Source organism: Halolamina pelagica (assembly GCF_001307315.1).
Lineage (GTDB): Archaea > Halobacteriota > Halobacteria > Halobacteriales > Haloferacaceae > Halolamina > Halolamina pelagica_B.
In genome coordinates this window covers 61845-78044 of sequence record NZ_LGUC01000001.1, presented here as the reverse complement: position 1 = coordinate 78044, position 16200 = coordinate 61845, and the positions used below count along the sequence as shown (strand labels likewise).

The 16200-nt window shown below is 68.0% G+C and carries 15 protein-coding genes and 1 pseudogene; 10 read left to right on the top strand and 6 right to left on the bottom strand.

The features are described from left to right. Positions 1-131 precede the first annotated feature (131 nt). Genes SY89_RS00420 through SY89_RS00405 form a run of 4 tightly spaced genes read left to right on the top strand, consistent with a single transcriptional unit; the run spans position 132 to position 3590 of the window. Positions 132-1400, top strand: coding sequence for a hydroxymethylglutaryl-CoA reductase, degradative (locus SY89_RS00420; RefSeq protein WP_054582690.1), 1269 nt, complete (start codon positions 132-134; stop codon positions 1398-1400). After that, complete coding sequence (locus tag SY89_RS00415) at positions 1397-2725, top strand: acyclic terpene utilization AtuA family protein (RefSeq protein WP_080506542.1); 1329 nt, start codon at positions 1397-1399, stop codon at positions 2723-2725. The genes SY89_RS00420 and SY89_RS00415 overlap by 4 nt, the downstream gene beginning before the upstream one ends. 6 nt (positions 2726-2731) lie before the next feature. Continuing rightward, positions 2732-3076, top strand: a complete 345-nt coding sequence (locus tag SY89_RS00410; protein ID WP_054582688.1) for an AtuA-related protein — start codon at positions 2732-2734, stop codon at positions 3074-3076. Next, the gene (locus tag SY89_RS00405) at positions 3069-3590 is read left to right on the top strand and encodes a hypothetical protein (protein WP_054582687.1); all 522 of its coding nucleotides are present in this window, start codon (positions 3069-3071) and stop codon (positions 3588-3590) included. Before SY89_RS00410 ends, SY89_RS00405 begins: the two co-directional genes overlap by 8 nt. Before the next feature lie 82 nt (positions 3591-3672). On the opposite strand, the gene SY89_RS00400 is transcribed toward SY89_RS00405, so the two are convergent. The 3 genes and pseudogenes from SY89_RS00400 to SY89_RS00390 form a co-directional block, all read right to left on the bottom strand. Then, positions 3673-5154 (bottom strand): sodium:solute symporter family transporter, encoded by a 1482-nt coding sequence (locus SY89_RS00400; protein WP_054582686.1) that lies wholly within the window; start codon positions 5152-5154, stop codon positions 3673-3675. After that, complete coding sequence (locus SY89_RS00395) at positions 5154-5627, bottom strand: hypothetical protein (protein ID WP_144427098.1); 474 nt, start codon at positions 5625-5627, stop codon at positions 5154-5156. Before SY89_RS00395 ends, SY89_RS00400 begins: the two co-directional genes overlap by 1 nt. Before the next feature lie 349 nt (positions 5628-5976). Next, positions 5977-8042, bottom strand: a pseudogene (locus tag SY89_RS00390) (heavy metal translocating P-type ATPase). Between SY89_RS00390 and SY89_RS16940 the strand changes: the two are divergent. The 6 genes from SY89_RS16940 (at position 8028) to SY89_RS00360 (ending at position 13112) form a co-directional block, all read left to right on the top strand. Then, positions 8028-8228: a hypothetical protein gene (locus tag SY89_RS16940; protein ID WP_054582684.1), complete on the top strand. Its 201-nt coding sequence runs from the start codon at positions 8028-8030 to the stop codon at positions 8226-8228. The pseudogene SY89_RS00390 and the gene SY89_RS16940 overlap by 15 nt on opposite strands. A gap of 232 nt (positions 8229-8460) precedes the next feature. Continuing rightward, positions 8461-9126 (top strand): SatD family protein, encoded by a 666-nt coding sequence (locus SY89_RS00380; protein WP_054584632.1) that lies wholly within the window; start codon positions 8461-8463, stop codon positions 9124-9126. Next, the gene (locus SY89_RS18905) at positions 9123-9311 is read left to right on the top strand and encodes a DUF3307 domain-containing protein (protein WP_054582683.1); all 189 of its coding nucleotides are present in this window, start codon (positions 9123-9125) and stop codon (positions 9309-9311) included. Before SY89_RS00380 ends, SY89_RS18905 begins: the two co-directional genes overlap by 4 nt. Further along, a complete protein-coding gene (locus tag SY89_RS00370) occupies positions 9308-9880 on the top strand; it encodes a DUF3307 domain-containing protein (protein WP_054582682.1) in 573 nt (190 codons plus the stop codon). The genes SY89_RS18905 and SY89_RS00370 overlap by 4 nt, the downstream gene beginning before the upstream one ends. A gap of 74 nt (positions 9881-9954) precedes the next feature. Continuing rightward, entirely contained in the window at positions 9955-12060 is a 2106-nt protein-coding gene (gene acs, locus SY89_RS00365) for an acetate--CoA ligase alpha subunit (protein ID WP_054582681.1), read from the top strand. Continuing rightward, a complete protein-coding gene (locus SY89_RS00360; RefSeq protein ID WP_054582680.1) occupies positions 12057-13112 on the top strand; it encodes a phosphotransacetylase family protein in 1056 nt (351 codons plus the stop codon). The genes acs and SY89_RS00360 overlap by 4 nt, the downstream gene beginning before the upstream one ends. 39 nt (positions 13113-13151) lie before the next feature. On the opposite strand, the gene SY89_RS00355 is transcribed toward SY89_RS00360, so the two are convergent. The 3 genes from SY89_RS00355 to SY89_RS00345 form a co-directional block, all read right to left on the bottom strand. Beyond that, entirely contained in the window at positions 13152-14438 is a 1287-nt protein-coding gene (locus SY89_RS00355; RefSeq protein ID WP_054582679.1) for a hypothetical protein, read from the bottom strand. Continuing rightward, on the bottom strand, positions 14435-15109 hold the full coding sequence (locus tag SY89_RS00350; protein ID WP_054582678.1) for a hypothetical protein: 675 nt from the start codon (positions 15107-15109) through the stop codon (positions 14435-14437). Before SY89_RS00350 ends, SY89_RS00355 begins: the two co-directional genes overlap by 4 nt. Before the next feature lie 196 nt (positions 15110-15305). Then, a complete protein-coding gene (locus SY89_RS00345) occupies positions 15306-16199 on the bottom strand; it encodes an ABC transporter permease (RefSeq protein ID WP_054582677.1) in 894 nt (297 codons plus the stop codon). Between the last annotated feature and the right edge of the window lies 1 nt (position 16200).

Genomic DNA, 16200 nt, shown 5'->3' with positions numbered 1-16200 from the left:
ACTGACTGAACGGCCAGGGGCCGTCTATGACGAACGCGGCATACGGTCGTCGAGGCGCCGTGCGAACCCGTACATGTGGCGAGTCACCAGTACGCAAGACTTTATGTGAATGACCACGCCTTCTCTCGGCTATGGACGCACGGATTCCTGGCTTCTACAAACTGAGCGTTGCCGAACGACGCGAGGCGGTCGCCGACCACTGCGACCTCAGCGAGGAGGCGGTCTCGGCGATCAGTGGCGGCCTTGACGACACGCGGGCGGACGCGATCAGCGAGAACGTCATCGGCACTATCGAGCACCCGCTCGGCATCGCGACGAACTTCCAGATCGACGGCGACGACCGCCTGATTCCGATGGCTGTCGAGGAGACGAGCGTCGTCGCGGCGGCCTCCTACGGGGCGCGGATGGCCCGGCCCACGGGCGGGTTCACCACCAACGTGAGCGGCCCGGTGATGATCGCGCAGATCCAGGCCGTCGACGTCGACGACCCACACGCCGCGAAAGTCCGGATTCTGGAGCACGCCGACGAACTCATCGAGGCCGCGAACGCGGAGGACCCGACGCTCGTCGAACACGGCGGCGGCTGTCGGAACGTCGAAGTCCGGGTCGTCGACACGGCACGCGGCGCGATGGTCGTCACTCACCTGATCGTCGACGTCCGGGACGCGATGGGCGGGAACGCGGTCAACTCGATGGCGGAAGCACTGGCCCCCCGCATCGAGGACCTGACCGGCGGCGATGTGCTTCTGCGGATCCTCTCGAACCTGGCCGACCGACGGTTGGCCCGGGCGACGGCGACGATCGAGCCGGAGTCGCTCACCGACGACGACAGCGAACTTTCCGGGGAAGAAGTCCGAGATCGCATCGTCGACGCGTGGGCGTTCGCCGCAGCCGATCCGTACCGCGCCGCGACGCACAACAAGGGCATCATGAACGGGATCGACGCCGTGGCCACCGCGACGTTCAACGACTGGCGGGCGATCGAGGCGGGCGCCCACGCCTACGCGTCGATGGGTGGGTACGGCCCGCTCACGAGCTACGAGGTCGACGCGGACGGGAACCTGGCGTGTAGCATCGAGGTCCCGATCCAGGTCGGCACGGTCGGCGGCGCGACCCAACTCCAACCCACGGCCCAGGCTGCGATGGAGATCCTCGACGTCGAGTCGGCTGACGAACTCGCGGGCGTGTTCGTGGCGGTCGGGCTCGCCCAGAACTACGCTGGCCTCCGCGCGCTCGTCAGCGAGGGGATCCAGACCGGCCACATGAACCTCCACGCGAAGAACATCGCCATCCAGGCCGGCGCTTCGGGCGATCTCGTCGACGAGGTCGCCGAGCGCATGGTCGCGGAGGACGCGATCCGGCAGGATCGGGCGGAGGCGCTCATCGACGAACTCTCATGACCGTGCGCATCGCTTCCGGGGCAGGGTTCTGGGGAGATTATCCCGATGCGACCGGACGGCTGTTGGCCCACGGCGAGTTCGACTACCTGCAGCTCGAATACCTCGCGGAGGTGACGATGGGGATCCTCGCGCGACTGCAGGAGTCAGGCCGCCCGGGCTACGCGACGGATTTCGTCGACATCGTCGCCGAGGAGTACGTCGACGCCCTCCTCGATCGGGAGATCACCGTCGTGACGAACGCGGGCGGGGTCGCGCCGACGGCCTGTGCCGAGCGCGTGCAGGAACTGGCAGCCGACCGTGGCCGCGACCCGACCGTCGCGACCGTCACCGGTGAGGAAGTCACGGCACAACTCGACGAACTCAGGGCGGATCCGGGCCTGCCGAACATCGAGACGGGAGCGGCCTTCCCCGAGACCGTCGAGCCGCAAGTCGCCGTCGCGTACGCCGGCGCGTTCCCCATCGCCGAGGCGTTGGACCGCGGCGCCGACATCGTCATCACGGGCCGCGTGGCCGACCCGGCCCTGACGCTCGGGCCGCTCCTCCACGAGTTCGAGTGGCAGGCGGACGATTACGACCGACTGGCGGCGGGCACTGTCGCAGGCCACCTCATCGAGTGCGGGACGCAGGTAACGGGCGGGAACTTCCTCGGGGACTGGCGTGACCTCTCGTTTGCGAATTTGGGCTATCCGATCGCGGAGGTCGAGCCATCCGGGGCGTTCACCGTGACGAAACCGCCGGACACCGGGGGTGCGGTTACAACCGAAACGGTCAGCGAGCAGCTCGTCTACGAGATCGGCGACCCGTCGGCGTACCTGACGCCGGACGTCACGGCCGATTTCACCTCCGTGCGACTCGAGGATCTCGGCGACGACGCCGTCCGCGTCGAGGGCGTTACGGGGACTGCGCCGCCGGAAGACTACAAAGCGACGGTCCACTACCCGAACGGCTTCAAGCTCGCCGGAGAGCTGCTGTACTCGCGACCGGACGCCCTCGAGAAAGCGCGCCGAGCGGCGTCGATCCTCGAAGACCGGATCGAGACGCTCGGCCTCGATGTCGACGAGACCCATGCGGACTACATCGGCCACGACGGCGCGCACGGGCCGGCGGCACCGGACCGCGAACCGTACAACGAAATCATGCTGCGGTTCGCGGCCCGTGGCCCCTCGCGGGACGACCTGCGGCGGCTCGGCATGGAGTTCGCCCCGCTCTCGATGGCCGGCCCGCCGTCGGTCACTGGGCTGACTGACGGGGGCGGCCGTCGCCGACGCCGATCATCGACACGTGGCCGACACTCGTCCCGCGGGACGCGATCCAGCCCGAGGTGACGGTCCATGAGTGACGACACGGACGAGGAGGTGCTGCTCGCCGACATCGCACACGGCCGCTCCGGCGACAAGGGCAACCGACTGAACATCGGCGTCGTCGCCGACGATTCGGCCGCCTACGAGCGGCTCCGCGAGCAACTGACCGCGGCGTTCGTCGCCCGGCAGTTCGACGGCCTCGTCAACGGGTCGGTCACGCGCTACGAACTGCCGAACATCAACGCGTTGAACTTCCTCTGTGAGGACGCGCTCGACGGCGGCGGGCAGCACAGCCTTCGGTACGACACGCAGGGGAAGACGTACGCCGCAGCGCTACTCGAATGCCGACTCCCCCACGAGAGGACGCATGACTGACGCCGATAACGAACCCGAGCCGGAAGCCGACGTGAACCCGGACGAGGACGTGGCCAGGCGGACTGTCGTGGTCACCGATCGGAACGGACAGCAGCGAATCTGGGCGACGGGCTGGTACCGTGTCCGCCCCGAGACGTTCGTCCACCACGAGCTGTTCTTCGATCCCGACCAGATCAACTGCACGTACGCCGAGCAGTCGTTCAAGTCCTTCCTGCTGCGGCGCGACGGCCGCGACCGGGAGTCTGCTCGCATCGGGCGTGCGCTTCTCGACGAGCCGACCGACGAACTACTCGCTCACGAGCGTAGCTTCGCGATCTCGATCGAAGACGTCGCGGAGATCCGGCTCCGGGCCGGCTCGCTCCTGTTCAAGCCGAAACTCGTCATCGCCACAGCCGACCGCGACGTCGAGTTCTACCACAAGGACCGCGCACAGGATATGGGCTCGCTCGCGGACGCACTCCGGACGCAGTACGACGTCGACGTCGTCGAGTCGTCGCCGTCGATTCTCCCGTGACGTGCGCCCGAGTGGGTGTCGAACCTGCTTTTGACGTTCGAAAAAGGCCGGTTGCGACCTGAGGTCGCGGCGTCGAGCGCGACTAGACGGACACCACCTTGCGGATGTCCTCGGTGATCGCGTCGCGAGCGTGGGAGTTCGTCACGAAGCTCACTGCGATGAGGGTGATGCTCGCCAGGACGAGCGTGAACGCGCCGATGACGATGCTGTTGGGCAGCGAGAAGCCGTAGAACTCGCCGGCGACAGCCAGCCCCAGGTTGGAGCCGAGCGCGACCACGGCGGACGCGATGGCGCCCTCGCGGGACGCCCCGTCCCAGTTCAGGCCGATGCCCAGCAGCGGGACGAGCGCGCTCGCGAACAGCGCCCACCCGACGACGCCGAGGAGGCCGACGAGGATCTCGGCGTAGTACGCGAGCCCGAGCGATCCGATAATGATGATCGCGCTGCCGATACGGTGGGCCCACAGCTCCTGGCTGTCCGAAGTGTATTCGATGCCAAGCCCGACCGGGATGTCACGCGCGAGGTTCGCCGCACCGATGTTGATGAACGCGTCGCTGGTGCTCATGATGGCGCCGAGCGCCGCGGCGAACACGATCCCCGCCAGCAGCGGCGAGACGAACTCCGTCAGGAAGAACGGCGCCGCGTTGTCGGGGTTCGACAGCGCGTCCAGCGCGCCCGTCTCGACGCTGGCGCGGACGCCGATGCCGATACCGAGCATCATCAGCGACGCCGCGAAGTACGACAGCGCCGCGATGGGCGCGCCCCACTTGAGGAGTTTCACGTCACGCACCATGTACAGCTTGTGCGCCATGTGGGGCTGGCCGGAGTTGCCGATCGTGAACAGGAAGTACCAACACAGCGCCAGCATCACGGGGAAACTCCCGAAGGCCCCCGCGAACGTCGGATCGTTGACGGCGATGTCACGGCTCATCTGGCCGAGGCCGCCACCCCAGTCGAGCGCGATGAAGAACACGAGGATGCTCCCGGCCACCATCACGCCGCCCTGGATGAGGTCAGTCATCACGCCGGCGATCATCCCGCCACCGACGGTGTAGATCGCGATGATCGCGGTCGCGATGAGCACCGCCGTCAGCTGGGTCGTTCCGAGGATTTCGCCCAAAACGAACCCCATCGCCTTCAACTGCACGGCGAGATACGAGATGACGCCGAGGAGCACCGAAACCGCGGTGAGGACGCGCGCCGTATCGCTGTTGTAGCGGGCGTAGACGGCGTCGGGAATCGTGAGGATGTCACGGACTTCGGCTAGCAGCCGCATCTTCTTCCCGAGCACGAACCACGAGATCGGGAACGCAAGCGGGGCGACGATCGCGATCCAGAGGAACGCGTACCCCCCGGAGTAGAACAGCCCCGGGCCGCCGATGAAACCGAACCCGCTCATGATCGATGCGAACGCCGAGAACGCGACCGCCCACGTGCCGAACCGCTTGCCGCTGATGAGGAAGTCCGAGGTGCTCTCCGTCTCCGCCGTCCCCCAGACGCCGATCGCGAGGACGGCCAAGAGGTAGAGGACGGTGATGCCGACGATGAGTGGGTCAAGCGCCATCAGTCGTCACCTCCGGTCGCTCCGGGAGCCTCCCGCCGCTCCATCTCGCGGAACTCCGCAGCCTCGCTCGAGTCCCAGATGTACTCATCGAACAGGTACGGGTACGCGAACATCATGTACAGCGCCGGCGGCATCCAGAGGCCGTACACGAGCACCGCCGTCGCACGGGGCAGGCCGAGCCAGTACACCGGGTCCGTGTACGTCGGGTTCTGGAAGTGGAAGTACCAGAGCGCGGCGAACAGGACGCCGAGAAGGGTGACGAGCCCGCCTGTTAACTTCAGGAACGGCTGCGCGTCGACGTCGCTGGCCTGGCCGCGTGTCCCGATCAGCACGTACAGGCCGAAGAAGGCGATAATGGTGTAGGAGAACAGGATCTGCCCGATCTGTCCCCCGGTGAGCATCGCCCCCAACATCACGATCAATACCCCGAGCGCGAGCGCAATCAACCGATCTTTCGTGTTGGTGATTGCCATGATACGAGCTAGCAACATTATCAGAGGCACATAAATATTACCCTAATACAAGAGGGATTCCGTCATAGAAGGTTCAAAGGTGATACGCCGCGGTTTCAGCTGGCTACAATCAGGAAACCAAATAAGTAGTAACCCGTCTCTCGTCGAACGCCACGACAAACATTTCATCGACAATACCCCCACCGACTGTGATCGGCACCTCAAAACGCCCGAGGGTCGAGCCGTCTCGCCATGGTCGGACACACAGCACAGGTTGCTCCAACCGGTCTACGACGCCCAGCAACTGCGGGATGACCCGCTGGGGTGCTGATTCGCGGTGCCCCCCCGACGTGGCTAGCTCCCGGACGGATCAGTCTGCAGATTCGGCCGCCGTCGATGATGCGGTTCCCGACATCTCCAGGATTGACAGATCGACGCGCCGAAGCAGTTGCGCGTTGATCGCCACGATCACCGTACTCAGCGACATCAGCAGCGCACCAACAGCGGGCGAGAGCAGGATTCCGATCGGCGCCAACACACCGGCTGCGAGCGGGAGCGCGAACACGTTGTAGCCGGCCGCCCAGACGATGTTCTCCTGCATCTTCCGGTAGCTGGCCTTGCTGAGCTTCACCAGCCGAACCACGTCCAGCGGGTTGTTCTGAACGAGGATCACGTCGGCCGACTGGACCGCAACGTCAGTCCCGCTCCCGATGGCGATGCCCACGTCGGCGCGCGTCAGCGCCGGCGCGTCGTTGACGCCGTCGCCGACCATCCCACGAGCTTGCCCTGGTCCTGCAGCTCCTGCACTTTCTTGTCCTTGTCTTCGGGAGGACCTCCGCGAACACCGTGTCGATGCCCAGTTCGTCGGCGACGGCGTCGGCGACGTCCTGGGAGTCGCCGGTCAGCATCGCCACCTCGATACCCAAGTCGTGCAGGGCGTCGACGACGCGGAAACTCTCCTCGCGGATCACGTCGGCCATCGCGAAGGCGGCGATCAGTTCTCCCTCGCGGTTCGCGGCGTCGCCGCTCGTTCTGTCCGAGGGATCGCTTGACTCGCCCCCGCGAACCAGATACACGACCGTCTGTGCGTTCTCGCCGGCGTCGTCGGCGAAGCGCTGGAGGTGGTCGGGAACCGCACTATCGAGCTGAGAGAGCAGGTTCGGCCCGCCGACGTACACCTCGTCCCCTCCACGGTCGCGCGGACGCCCCGACCTTTGATCGCCTCGAATCCGGACGCCTCAGGCGGGGTGAGACCCCGCTCGTCGGCGGCTTCGCGGATAGCTCGCGCGATCATGTGTTCGGAGTCGCTCTCGACGGCTGCTGCGAGCGTGAGTGCCTCGTCCTCGCCGATGCCGTCGACGGTCGCCATGTCGACGACGCCGTGTTCGCCCTCGGTGAGCGTCCCCGTCTTGTCGAAGATGATGGCGTCCAGATTGCGTGCCTCCTCCATCGCGATCCGGTCGCGAACGAGCATCCCGTTCTGTGCCGCGAGCGACGTGTTGATCGCGACGACCAGCGGGATCGCGAGCCCGAGCGCGTGCGGGCAGGCGATGACCAGCACCGTGACGACGCGCTCGATCACTGTCGCGTTGAACGAGACGGCGATCGTCCACGCGATGGCCGTCACGACCGCCGCCCCGACGGCGACGTAGAACAGCCAGCCGGCCGCCCGGTCGGCCAGCACCTGCGTCTTCGACTTGCTCTGCTGAGCCTCCTCGACCAGCCGCATGATGCCCGCGAGCGTCGTCTCCTCGCCCGTCGCGCCCACTCGCACGCGGAGGCTGCCGTCGCCGTTGATCGTGCCGCCGATGACCTCGTCGCCGGGCGCCTTCGAGACGGGTTTCGACTCGCCGGTGATCATCGACTCCTCGACGGCCGAATCCCCTCTTCGACGGTCCCGTCGGCGGGGACGCTCGCACCCGGTCGCACGAGCACGAGATCCCCCTCGGCGAGGTCACTGACCGGGACTTCCTCCGTCTCGCCGTCGTCCCGAATACGCTCGGCGGTGTCGGGCATCAGCTTCGCCAACTCGTCGACGGCGCTGGAGGCACGGCGCACGGACCGCATCTCGATCCAGTGGCCGAGCAGCATGATGTCGATCAGCGTGACGAGCTCCCAGAAGAACGCCGACTGCTCGGGGAAGACGACGGTGGCGAGGCTGTAGACGAACGCGACGGTGATGGCCATCGAGATGAGCGTCATCATCCCCGGCGACCGGTCTTTCAACTCCGGAACGGCCATCTGGAGGAACGGCACCCCACCGTAGGCGAAGACGACGACGGCGAACACGGGGTTGATCCACTCACTCCCCGGGAACGTGGGGACGGAGAAGCCGAACCAGTCCTGCAGTGCTTCGCTGTAGAGGAGAACGGGGATCGACAGGGCCGTCGAGACGAAGAATCGCCGACGGAACATCTGCTCGTGGCCTTCGTGCATCCCGCCGTGGTCATCGTGGTCGTCGTGGCCGTCGTGGTCTTCATGGCCGTCATGGTCGCCGTGGCCCTCGTGTTCACCGTCGCCGCCGTGGCCGCTGTGGCCGTCGCCACTCTCGTGGTCACCGCGTCCACTATCCGCGGCCTCGCCGTGATGCGTGTGGTCAGCCCCGTCGGCTTTTCCATGTGAATCGTCCACCATTACCAAGCAATTGACACCGGGAGTGCTTCAAGATGAGGCAACTGCGGCTCGGCACTTCCCAGGTACGCTGCGTCTCAACTCCTGGCCTGGGTAGTTCGTCACCACTGTCGAACTCGCAGTCTGTTCGCCCTCGTAGCCGAACTCGCCTCCGGCCACAATCTTGATACTGATTCGCCGAAAACACCGAACCCAGTCCCAGTTCGGCACTGAGGGCGAACACATGACCGAGAACCCCGACGACACCGAGTACGTGGCCGTCATCGGCGACATCCGCGGCTCCCGGGAGTTGCCCGACCGGAGCGAGGCACAGCAGGAGTTCAAACAGGTGGTGAACTCCCTCAACGACGACCTCCCGGAGGAGGCCATCGCCTCACAGTTCACCGTCACGACGGGCGACGAGTTCCAGGTGCTCCTGACCGACGCGGCCGTCGCCGTCGACGCCGCGGTCTCGGTCAGCGACCGGTTCCACCCGGCCAAGCTCCGGTTCGGGATCGGGCTGGGCGAACTGGACACGGCGCTCAACCCGGCGCAGGCGATCGGGATGGACGGCCCGTGCTTCCACCGGGCCCGGGCGGCGATCAACGACGCCGAGGCCGAGGGGGCGTGGGTCCGCGTCGGCGGCTGGTCGAGCGCCCGCGACAGCCACGCCAACGCGATGTTCGACGTGGTCCAGTGCCTCCGAGAGGACTGGACGGACCGGCAGGCTCAGTTTGCCCGGGCCCTCGCGGAGGAGGGAACCCAGAAGGGCGTCGCCGAGCGGTACGACGTCGCGAAGTCGACCGTCAGCGAGTCACTCAGCGCCGGCCACGTCCAGGAGGTCCGCACCGCCGAGGCCTCGCTGGGCGAGTTGTTACAGACAACCCGATCCGGAGGCGAGACACGATGAGCGGGTGGTTGACCGGGCTCGGCCCCGCGGGAACTGCCCTCGCGCTGCTTCTGCTGGGGCACGTCCTCGGCGACTTCGCCTTCCAGACGGACGAACTCGCGGCGGCCAAGCACCGAATCCGGCCGCTGCTCACCCACGTCGCCATCGTCTTCGTCGTCCACGCGGTCGTCTTCCTCCCCTCTTGACCGCCGAGTCAGCGCTGACTGTGGTCGCGATCGGCGTCGTGCACCTCCCCATCGACGCCGTCTCGGCACGGCTCCGACGGCGAACGGGGAGCTCGGCGCGGCTGTTCCTCGCCGACCAGGTGGCTCACCTCCTCGTCATCCTCGGTGCGTGGACCCTGGTCGATCCCGGGGCGTGGACGCTCACGCCGATACTGGTCGGCGTCGGTGGGCTGGCCGAACTTCCCTGGGCCCAGGTGACCACCGGGGCGGTGTACCTCGCGGCGTTCGTGTTCGCCCACGATGGCGGGAACGCCATCGTCCGGGGTGTGCTCCCGGATCCGGACCCCGCGCCCAACTCGGAGGACGAACTCGAGGCGGGGTCGCTCATCGGGAGTCTCGAACGGTGGGTGATCCTCTTCCTAGGGGTGGCTGGCCTGTGGGGGTCGGTCGGCCTCGTTGTGGCGGCGAAGTCGATCGCGCGGTTCGAGGAGCTCAAGCAACAGGCGTTCGCGGAGTACTTCCTCGTCGGCACGCTCTCCAGCGTCCTCGTGGCCATCGCGTTGGCCGGCGCCGTGTCGGTGCTGGTCTGACGGGGGTCTGCGGCGACTCCCAGCCACTGAGACCCACGCCCGGTTTTAAGCGCCGCCGGCGCGACGGCATCGACGTGAACGAGGAGGCAGACACAGGTGGCCTGTTCGCGCCCGAGCGCGTCGCCGTGATCGGCGCGACGGAGCGGGAGGGCTCGATCGGCGCCGCCATCATCCAGAACCTCGCCGACTTCACGGGCGACGTGGTCCCGGTGAACCCGAGTCGCGACACCGTGTTCGGGGAGCCGTGCTACCCGGACCTCGCCTCGGTGCCGGAGCCCGTCGATCTCGCGGTGGTCGTGGTGCCGCCGCCGATCGCCGTCGACGCCGTCCGGGAGGCCGGCGAGGCGGGCGTCCGGAACGTCGTCGTGATCACGGCCGGGTTCAGCGAAACCGGCTCGGAGGGCGCACAGCGCGAACAAGAGCTCCGCGCGGTCGCCGCGGAGTACGACCTCAACCTGGTCGGCCCGAACAGCCTCGGCGTGCTCTCGACGCCGGCGGGGCTCAACGCCACGTTCGGCCCGTCGAACGCGCTCCCGGGGTCGCTGTCGTTCATGAGCCAGTCCGGCGCGTTCATCACGGCCGTGCTGGACTGGGCGAACGACCAGGGGATCGGCTTCAAGGACGTCGTCTCGCTGGGGAACAAGGCCGTCCTCGACGAGTCGGATTTCCTCACCCACTGGCGGGACGACCCCGAGACGAACGTGATCCTCGGCTACCTCGAGGGCGTCGCCGACGGCCGGGCGTTCATCGATACGGCCCGCGACGTGACCCAGGACACCCCGGTCGTCGTCGTCAAGTCCGGGCGCACCGAGGCCGGCGCCGACGCCGCGTCCTCGCACACCGGCACGATCGCCGGCAGCGAGGCGGCCTACGAGGCGGCGTTCGAACAGGCGGGCGTCGTCCGCGCGGAGAACGTCCAGGAGCTGTTCGACTACGCCCGCTCGCTTGACGGGCTCCCGATGCCCGACAGCGACGAGGTGGGCATCGTCACCAACGCGGGCGGCCCGGGCGTGATGGCGACCGACGCCGTCGGCGACTCGGGGCTCTCGATGGCGTCGTTCACCGACGACACGCTCTCGACGCTCGAGGCGACGATGCCCGAGGAGGCGAACATCTACAACCCGGTCGACGTGATCGGCGACGCCGACATCGAGCGCTTCGAGACGGCGCTGGACACCGTGCTCGCCGACGACAGCGTCGGCTGTGCGATCGTCATCTCCGCGCCGACGGCGATCGTCGACTACGAGGAGCTCGCCGCCGTCATCGCCGAGCGGCGGCTCGAACACGACAAACCCGTCGTCGCGTGCCTGATGGGCGGCGAGCGGGCCGAACCCGCGGCCGACGTGCTCGGCGAGGCGGGGATCCCGAACTACTTCGACCCCGCCCGCGCGGTGAGCAGCCTCGACGCGCTGTCGGTCCAGCGTGACGTGGAGGCCCGGAGCTACGAGGCGCCCGAGTCGTTCGACGTGGATCGGGAGCGCGCCCGCGAGATCCTCACCGACGCCGCCGACCGCGGCGCGAGACGGCTCGGCGTGGAGGCGATGGGGCTGCTCGACGCGTACGGCCTGCCGACGCCTGACTCCGAACTCGTCGAGGCCCCCGACGCCGCGGAATCGGCGGCCGCGTCGATCGACGGCGACGTGGTGATGAAGATCGTCAGCCCGGACATCCTCCACAAGTCCGATATCGGCGGCGTCGCCGTCGGCGTCGCCCAGGAGGACGTGGCCGACACCTACGAGACGCTGATGACCCGGGCCCGGAACTACCAGCCCGACGCGAGCATCCTCGGCGTCCAAGTCCAGGAGATGGTCGACGTCGACGCCGGCACCGAGACGATCCTCGGGATGAACCGCGACCCGCAGTTCGGCCCGCTGCTGTTGTTCGGCCTCGGCGGCATCTTCGTGGAAGTGCTCGAGGACACGAGCGTCCGCATCGCCCCGGTCTCCGGCCGCGAGGCGGGCGAGATGGTGGACGAACTCGACTCGGCGCCGCTGCTCCGCGGGGCGCGTGGCCGCCCGTCGGCGGACGAGGCGGCCGTCGAGGAGGCCATCCAGCGGCTGAGCCAGCTCGTGACCGACTTCAACGCCATCCTCGAACTCGACGTGAACCCGCTGCTCGCCACCGAAGACGGCGTGCAGGCGCTCGACGTACGACTGACCATCGACCCAGACCAGCTATGAACTCGTTACTCGTAACCTCGACAGACGAAGGCACCGGCAAGACCGCCGTCACGCTCGCGCTCGCGCGCCTCGCCGCCGACCGCGGCGCGACGGTCGGCTACATGAAACCGAAAGGCACCCGCCTGCAGAGCAACGTCGGCAAGACGCTCGACGCCGACCCGATGCTGGCGCGGGAGCTGCTCGGCCTCGACGCCGAGATGCACGAGATGGAGCCCGTCGTCTACTCGCCGACGTTCATCTCGGGCGCCATCCGTGGCCAGGAGGACACTGCCGCGCTCCGTGAGCGCGTTCGCGACGCGTACGACGGGCTCGCGGAAGGGAAGGAGACCATGATCCTCGAGGGCGCCGGCGACCCCGCGACGGGCGCCGTCGTCGACCTCACGGACGGCGACATCGCCGCCCTACTGGAGACCGACGCGGTGCTCGTCGCCCGCTACCAGGAGCCCGGCGACGTGGACGGTATCCTCGCGGCCGTCGACGCCCTCGGCGACCGCTGTCGCGGCGTCGTGTTCAACGCCGTCACCAGCGCCGCCTACGACGAAGTCGAGACCGAGGTGGTCCCGTTCCTCGAGTCCCGCGACGTGCCCGTACTGGGCGTGCTCCCCTGGGAGCGCTCCATGGCCGGCGTCACGGTCGCGGATCTGACGAAGGAGCTGGGGGCGGAGTCGCACACCGGTGCGCCGACCGACGCCCTGATCGAGCGGGTGCTCGTCGGCGCGATGACCGGCGAGAGCGCGCTGAGTCACTTCCGCCGGACGAAAGACGCCGCGGTCATCACGGGTGGCGACCGCGCGGACGTGCAGGCGGCGGCGCTCGACGCGCCGGGCGTCAACTGCCTCGTGCTCACGGGCGGCCACCGACCGTCCGGGGCGATCCTCGGCGAGGCCGAGGAGCAGGGGATGCCCGTGGTCACGGTCCAGACGGACACGATCACGACGATCGAGCGCATCGAGTCGCTGATCCACGGCGGCCGGGTGCGCGACGAGGCGACCGTCGCGACGATGCAGGAGCTGCTCCATCAGCACGCCGACGTGGACGCGCTGCTGGACTGAGGGACGCGTTTTTCGCTGTCCGAGGACTGGGTCGGGGACTTACCCCTGAAGCGCACTACCGACACGCTGGACGACCGCGGGCGCGGCGGCCGCGAAGCGGTTCGCTACGGCGTACTGCGCGTAGAGGTCGCGCCCGTCTGCGGTAATGGTGCCGTCGGTGACCGACCGGTCGGCGTTCCGAATCGGGGAGTACGCGTACTGGGCGAGCCGGCGCGCGAGCAGCGCGGGCGCGGTGTCGAGCACCGACCGGAGGCCCTCCACGGCGGCGGCGCGCTCGTCCTCGATCGGGGTGACCGACTCGGGCACGCCGTACGCGCCGTTCGAGACGGCGTCGCGGGCGTCGGCGAACGCGCGGTCGGCCGCGAGCGCACGCATCGCGGGGAGGATGGCGCCGACGGGTTCGCCCGCCTCGTGGTGTTCGACGGCGCTCTGGGCGCCGATCCACCGGCTGCGGGCGAGTTCTTCGAGCAGTCGCTCGGCGGGCGTCTCCGACACGTCGCGCTCGAGATCGCTGGCCAACTCGTCCCAGTCGGGCGGGGTCGCGTGTGCTTCGACATCGCCGACGAGCGACGCCGCGACGCTCGCGAACCGCTCCGCGTAGTCGTGCGGCTCCTCCAGCGTCGACACGTAGTGGTCGTGGAGCCGCCGGGCGTCGGCGGCGTACGCCCGCCCCCACTCGAGGCGCTGGGCGAGTTCGGCGACGTGCAGGACCGTGTTCTCGTACTCGTGGTGGGTCGCCGGTTCGGTGAGCCGGGCGCCGGTCCGGGCCCAGTCGGTGATCCGGGCGTGTTCCGCGAACGCGGCCACGGGATCGGCTGCGGGGCCGACGGGCGAGTAGTCGTCGAGGAACGACGCGGCGTCGCGGTGGTGGCGCTCGCGGCGCGACTCGACGCCCGCCGCAGTGAGTTCGTCGTCGAACGCGGCGAGGCCGGCGTCGACGAACATCGCCTCCGAGCGTGGGTGCGTGAGGCCCGGGAGCACGTCGATGCGATGTTCCCCCTCGTCCTCCGAGAGGGCGTCCCGGGCGACCTCGCGCTCCCGAGCAAGCACGTCGCGGACGACGGCGTTCGGGATCCGGGAGAGATCCGTGTCGGCGAGCAGCGTCCGGATCCGCTCACGAGCAGTCTCGACGTGTTCGTCGGTCGGCTGGACCGGGACCGCGGGCGGGATCTCGGGGATGTCGCCGGCGAGGGCGGCGATGGCGTCGTCGTCGTACTCGACGGGCGTCTCCTCCGAAAGCGGGTTCAGGTCGCCACAGCCCGCGAGCGCGCCGGTGAGTGCGGTGCCGACGGCGGCGAGCAGCGAACGGCGCGTCTGCCGACTCATGCCGAATCACTCTCGTTTCGGTACCGCTCGGGGACCGGGTCACAGCTCTCACCGCTGCCGATACTGAACCCGCCGTACTCGTCGGCGGGGAAGGGGAGCCGCACCGCGACGGCGACGTGATCCCGCACGTCGCGCTCGCAGTCGACCTCGGCGTCGCGGATCACGCGGCAGAGCTGGACGCTCGGGTCGCCGTCGGCGTCTCTGGTGACGTAGTTCACCTGCAGTTCGTAACACTCGCCGATCGGTCGCTGGTAGACGAACACGGACTCGCTGTCGTACGTCGTCTCCGTGACGAGTCGCCGAATGGCGTCGACGTTCGTCGCGTCCTCGGCGTACACGAGTTCCGACGCGTCGTCCTCGCTCTCGAGGACACGGTTGGAAACCGGATTGGGCGTCGATGCGGCGTCGTCGCCGTCCTCGTCGCCGTCGGTCGGCCCGTGCGTGATCGGCGGCCGGTCGGTGCTCAACCGCGCGATCGCAGCGGCGTAGTCGGTGACGAGCGTGCCGTCCTCGGGCGACGACTGATTGGTTTCTGTACCGCTACAGCCGGCGAGCCCGGTCGCGATGCCGGCGCCGACGCCGGCCAGCAGCGCTCGGCGGGAGGGGTGGAGGGCGGGACCATCGTGACTCGACTCTCTCGGCAGACGGGCAAGAAAGCGGTGGTCGGTCAAGCGGGTCTGGGTGGCGACAGTTCCTGATCGGCCGTCGATCTACTGTTCGATCGTGCTGTGCATTTCGTCGGATCGTGTGTCGGGCACGTCGGAGGAGACCGAAACGTCGCCGGAGAGAGCGTGGTCGCAACACTGCTGTTCGTCATCGGTGACCTCTGTGCCTCGCTGAATCGAAAAAGGAAGTGGACGCCCAGTCCTACTCGTCGGGCCCGCCGGCAACGTAGTCGGTGACGTTGCCGAGATTCATCGCCACCGCGAGGATGATCGCGATGACGAAGACGATGAACGCGGAGATCGCGTTCATCTTCGGCGCGGCGCCGTACTTGATCATCGAGAACATCGCGGTCGTCAGCACGTCCATCGTTCCCTTCACGAAGAACGCGCGGATGAAGTCCTCGAACGAACGAATCCACGCGAACAGGAACCCTGCGCCGACCGCCGGGGCGATGATCGGTAGTGTCACCTCCCGGAACGTCTCTAGCGGACCCGCACCAAGGTCCCGCGCTGCTTCCTCCAGCTGTTCGTCGAAGGTGTACAGCCGGGCAGAGACGATGAGCAGGACGAACGGGAACCCGTACACGGAGTGGGTCAACACGAGCGTCGCGAACCCGGGGATGAACAGATCGCCCACAATCGGGATCGAGGACAGCAACGTCCGGAAGTAGATCAGCAACGCGATGCCCAGAACGACGCCAGGGACGATCATCGGCAGGATGCCGAAGGTCCGGAACGCGGGCTTCAGCGGGAACTCACGACGCGCTAACGCGAACGAGGCGAGCACACCCAACACCGTCGCGATGGATGCCGCGACCGTCGCGACTTGAACACTGTTGAACAGTGCCATCATCAACCCGGGGTCGGAGAACGTCGCGGCGTAGTGCTGGAGCGTGAAACCCTCGAACGGGAACAGCGTGCTCGCGTTCTGTGCGACCGAGAGGAGCACCATCACTGCGAGCGGAATCCACAGGAACACGAGCAATAGCCCTGCGATCCCGTAGAGCCCCCGGCGCAGCCAGCGCTCCCGGGTCCGGTGGTCAAAGAACCGTTCGACCGTCGTCACGTCGGCCGTATTCTCGGTTTTCGTCCCCATC

Bases quoted from the DNA above. Each gene is read 5' to 3' on its own strand.
- SY89_RS00345 (WP_054582677.1), bottom strand. From the start codon at position 16,199: ATGGGGACGAAAACCGAGAATACGGCCGACGTGACGACGGTCGAACGG.
- SY89_RS00360 (WP_054582680.1), top strand. From the start codon at position 12,057: ATGAACTCGTTACTCGTAACCTCGACAGACGAAGGCACCGGCAAGACC.
- SY89_RS00395 (WP_144427098.1), bottom strand. From the start codon at position 5,627: ATGGCAATCACCAACACGAAAGATCGGTTGATTGCGCTCGCGCTCGGG.
- SY89_RS00355 (WP_054582679.1), bottom strand. From the start codon at position 14,438: ATGAGTCGGCAGACGCGCCGTTCGCTGCTCGCCGCCGTCGGCACCGCA.
- SY89_RS00420 (WP_054582690.1), top strand. From the start codon at position 132: ATGGACGCACGGATTCCTGGCTTCTACAAACTGAGCGTTGCCGAACGA.
- SY89_RS00415 (WP_080506542.1), top strand. From the start codon at position 1,397: ATGACCGTGCGCATCGCTTCCGGGGCAGGGTTCTGGGGAGATTATCCC.
- SY89_RS00405 (WP_054582687.1), top strand. From the start codon at position 3,069: ATGACTGACGCCGATAACGAACCCGAGCCGGAAGCCGACGTGAACCCG.
- SY89_RS18905 (WP_054582683.1), top strand. From the start codon at position 9,123: ATGAGCGGGTGGTTGACCGGGCTCGGCCCCGCGGGAACTGCCCTCGCG.
- SY89_RS00380 (WP_054584632.1), top strand. From the start codon at position 8,461: ATGACCGAGAACCCCGACGACACCGAGTACGTGGCCGTCATCGGCGAC.
- SY89_RS00410 (WP_054582688.1), top strand. From the start codon at position 2,732: ATGAGTGACGACACGGACGAGGAGGTGCTGCTCGCCGACATCGCACAC.
- SY89_RS00400 (WP_054582686.1), bottom strand. From the start codon at position 5,154: ATGGCGCTTGACCCACTCATCGTCGGCATCACCGTCCTCTACCTCTTG.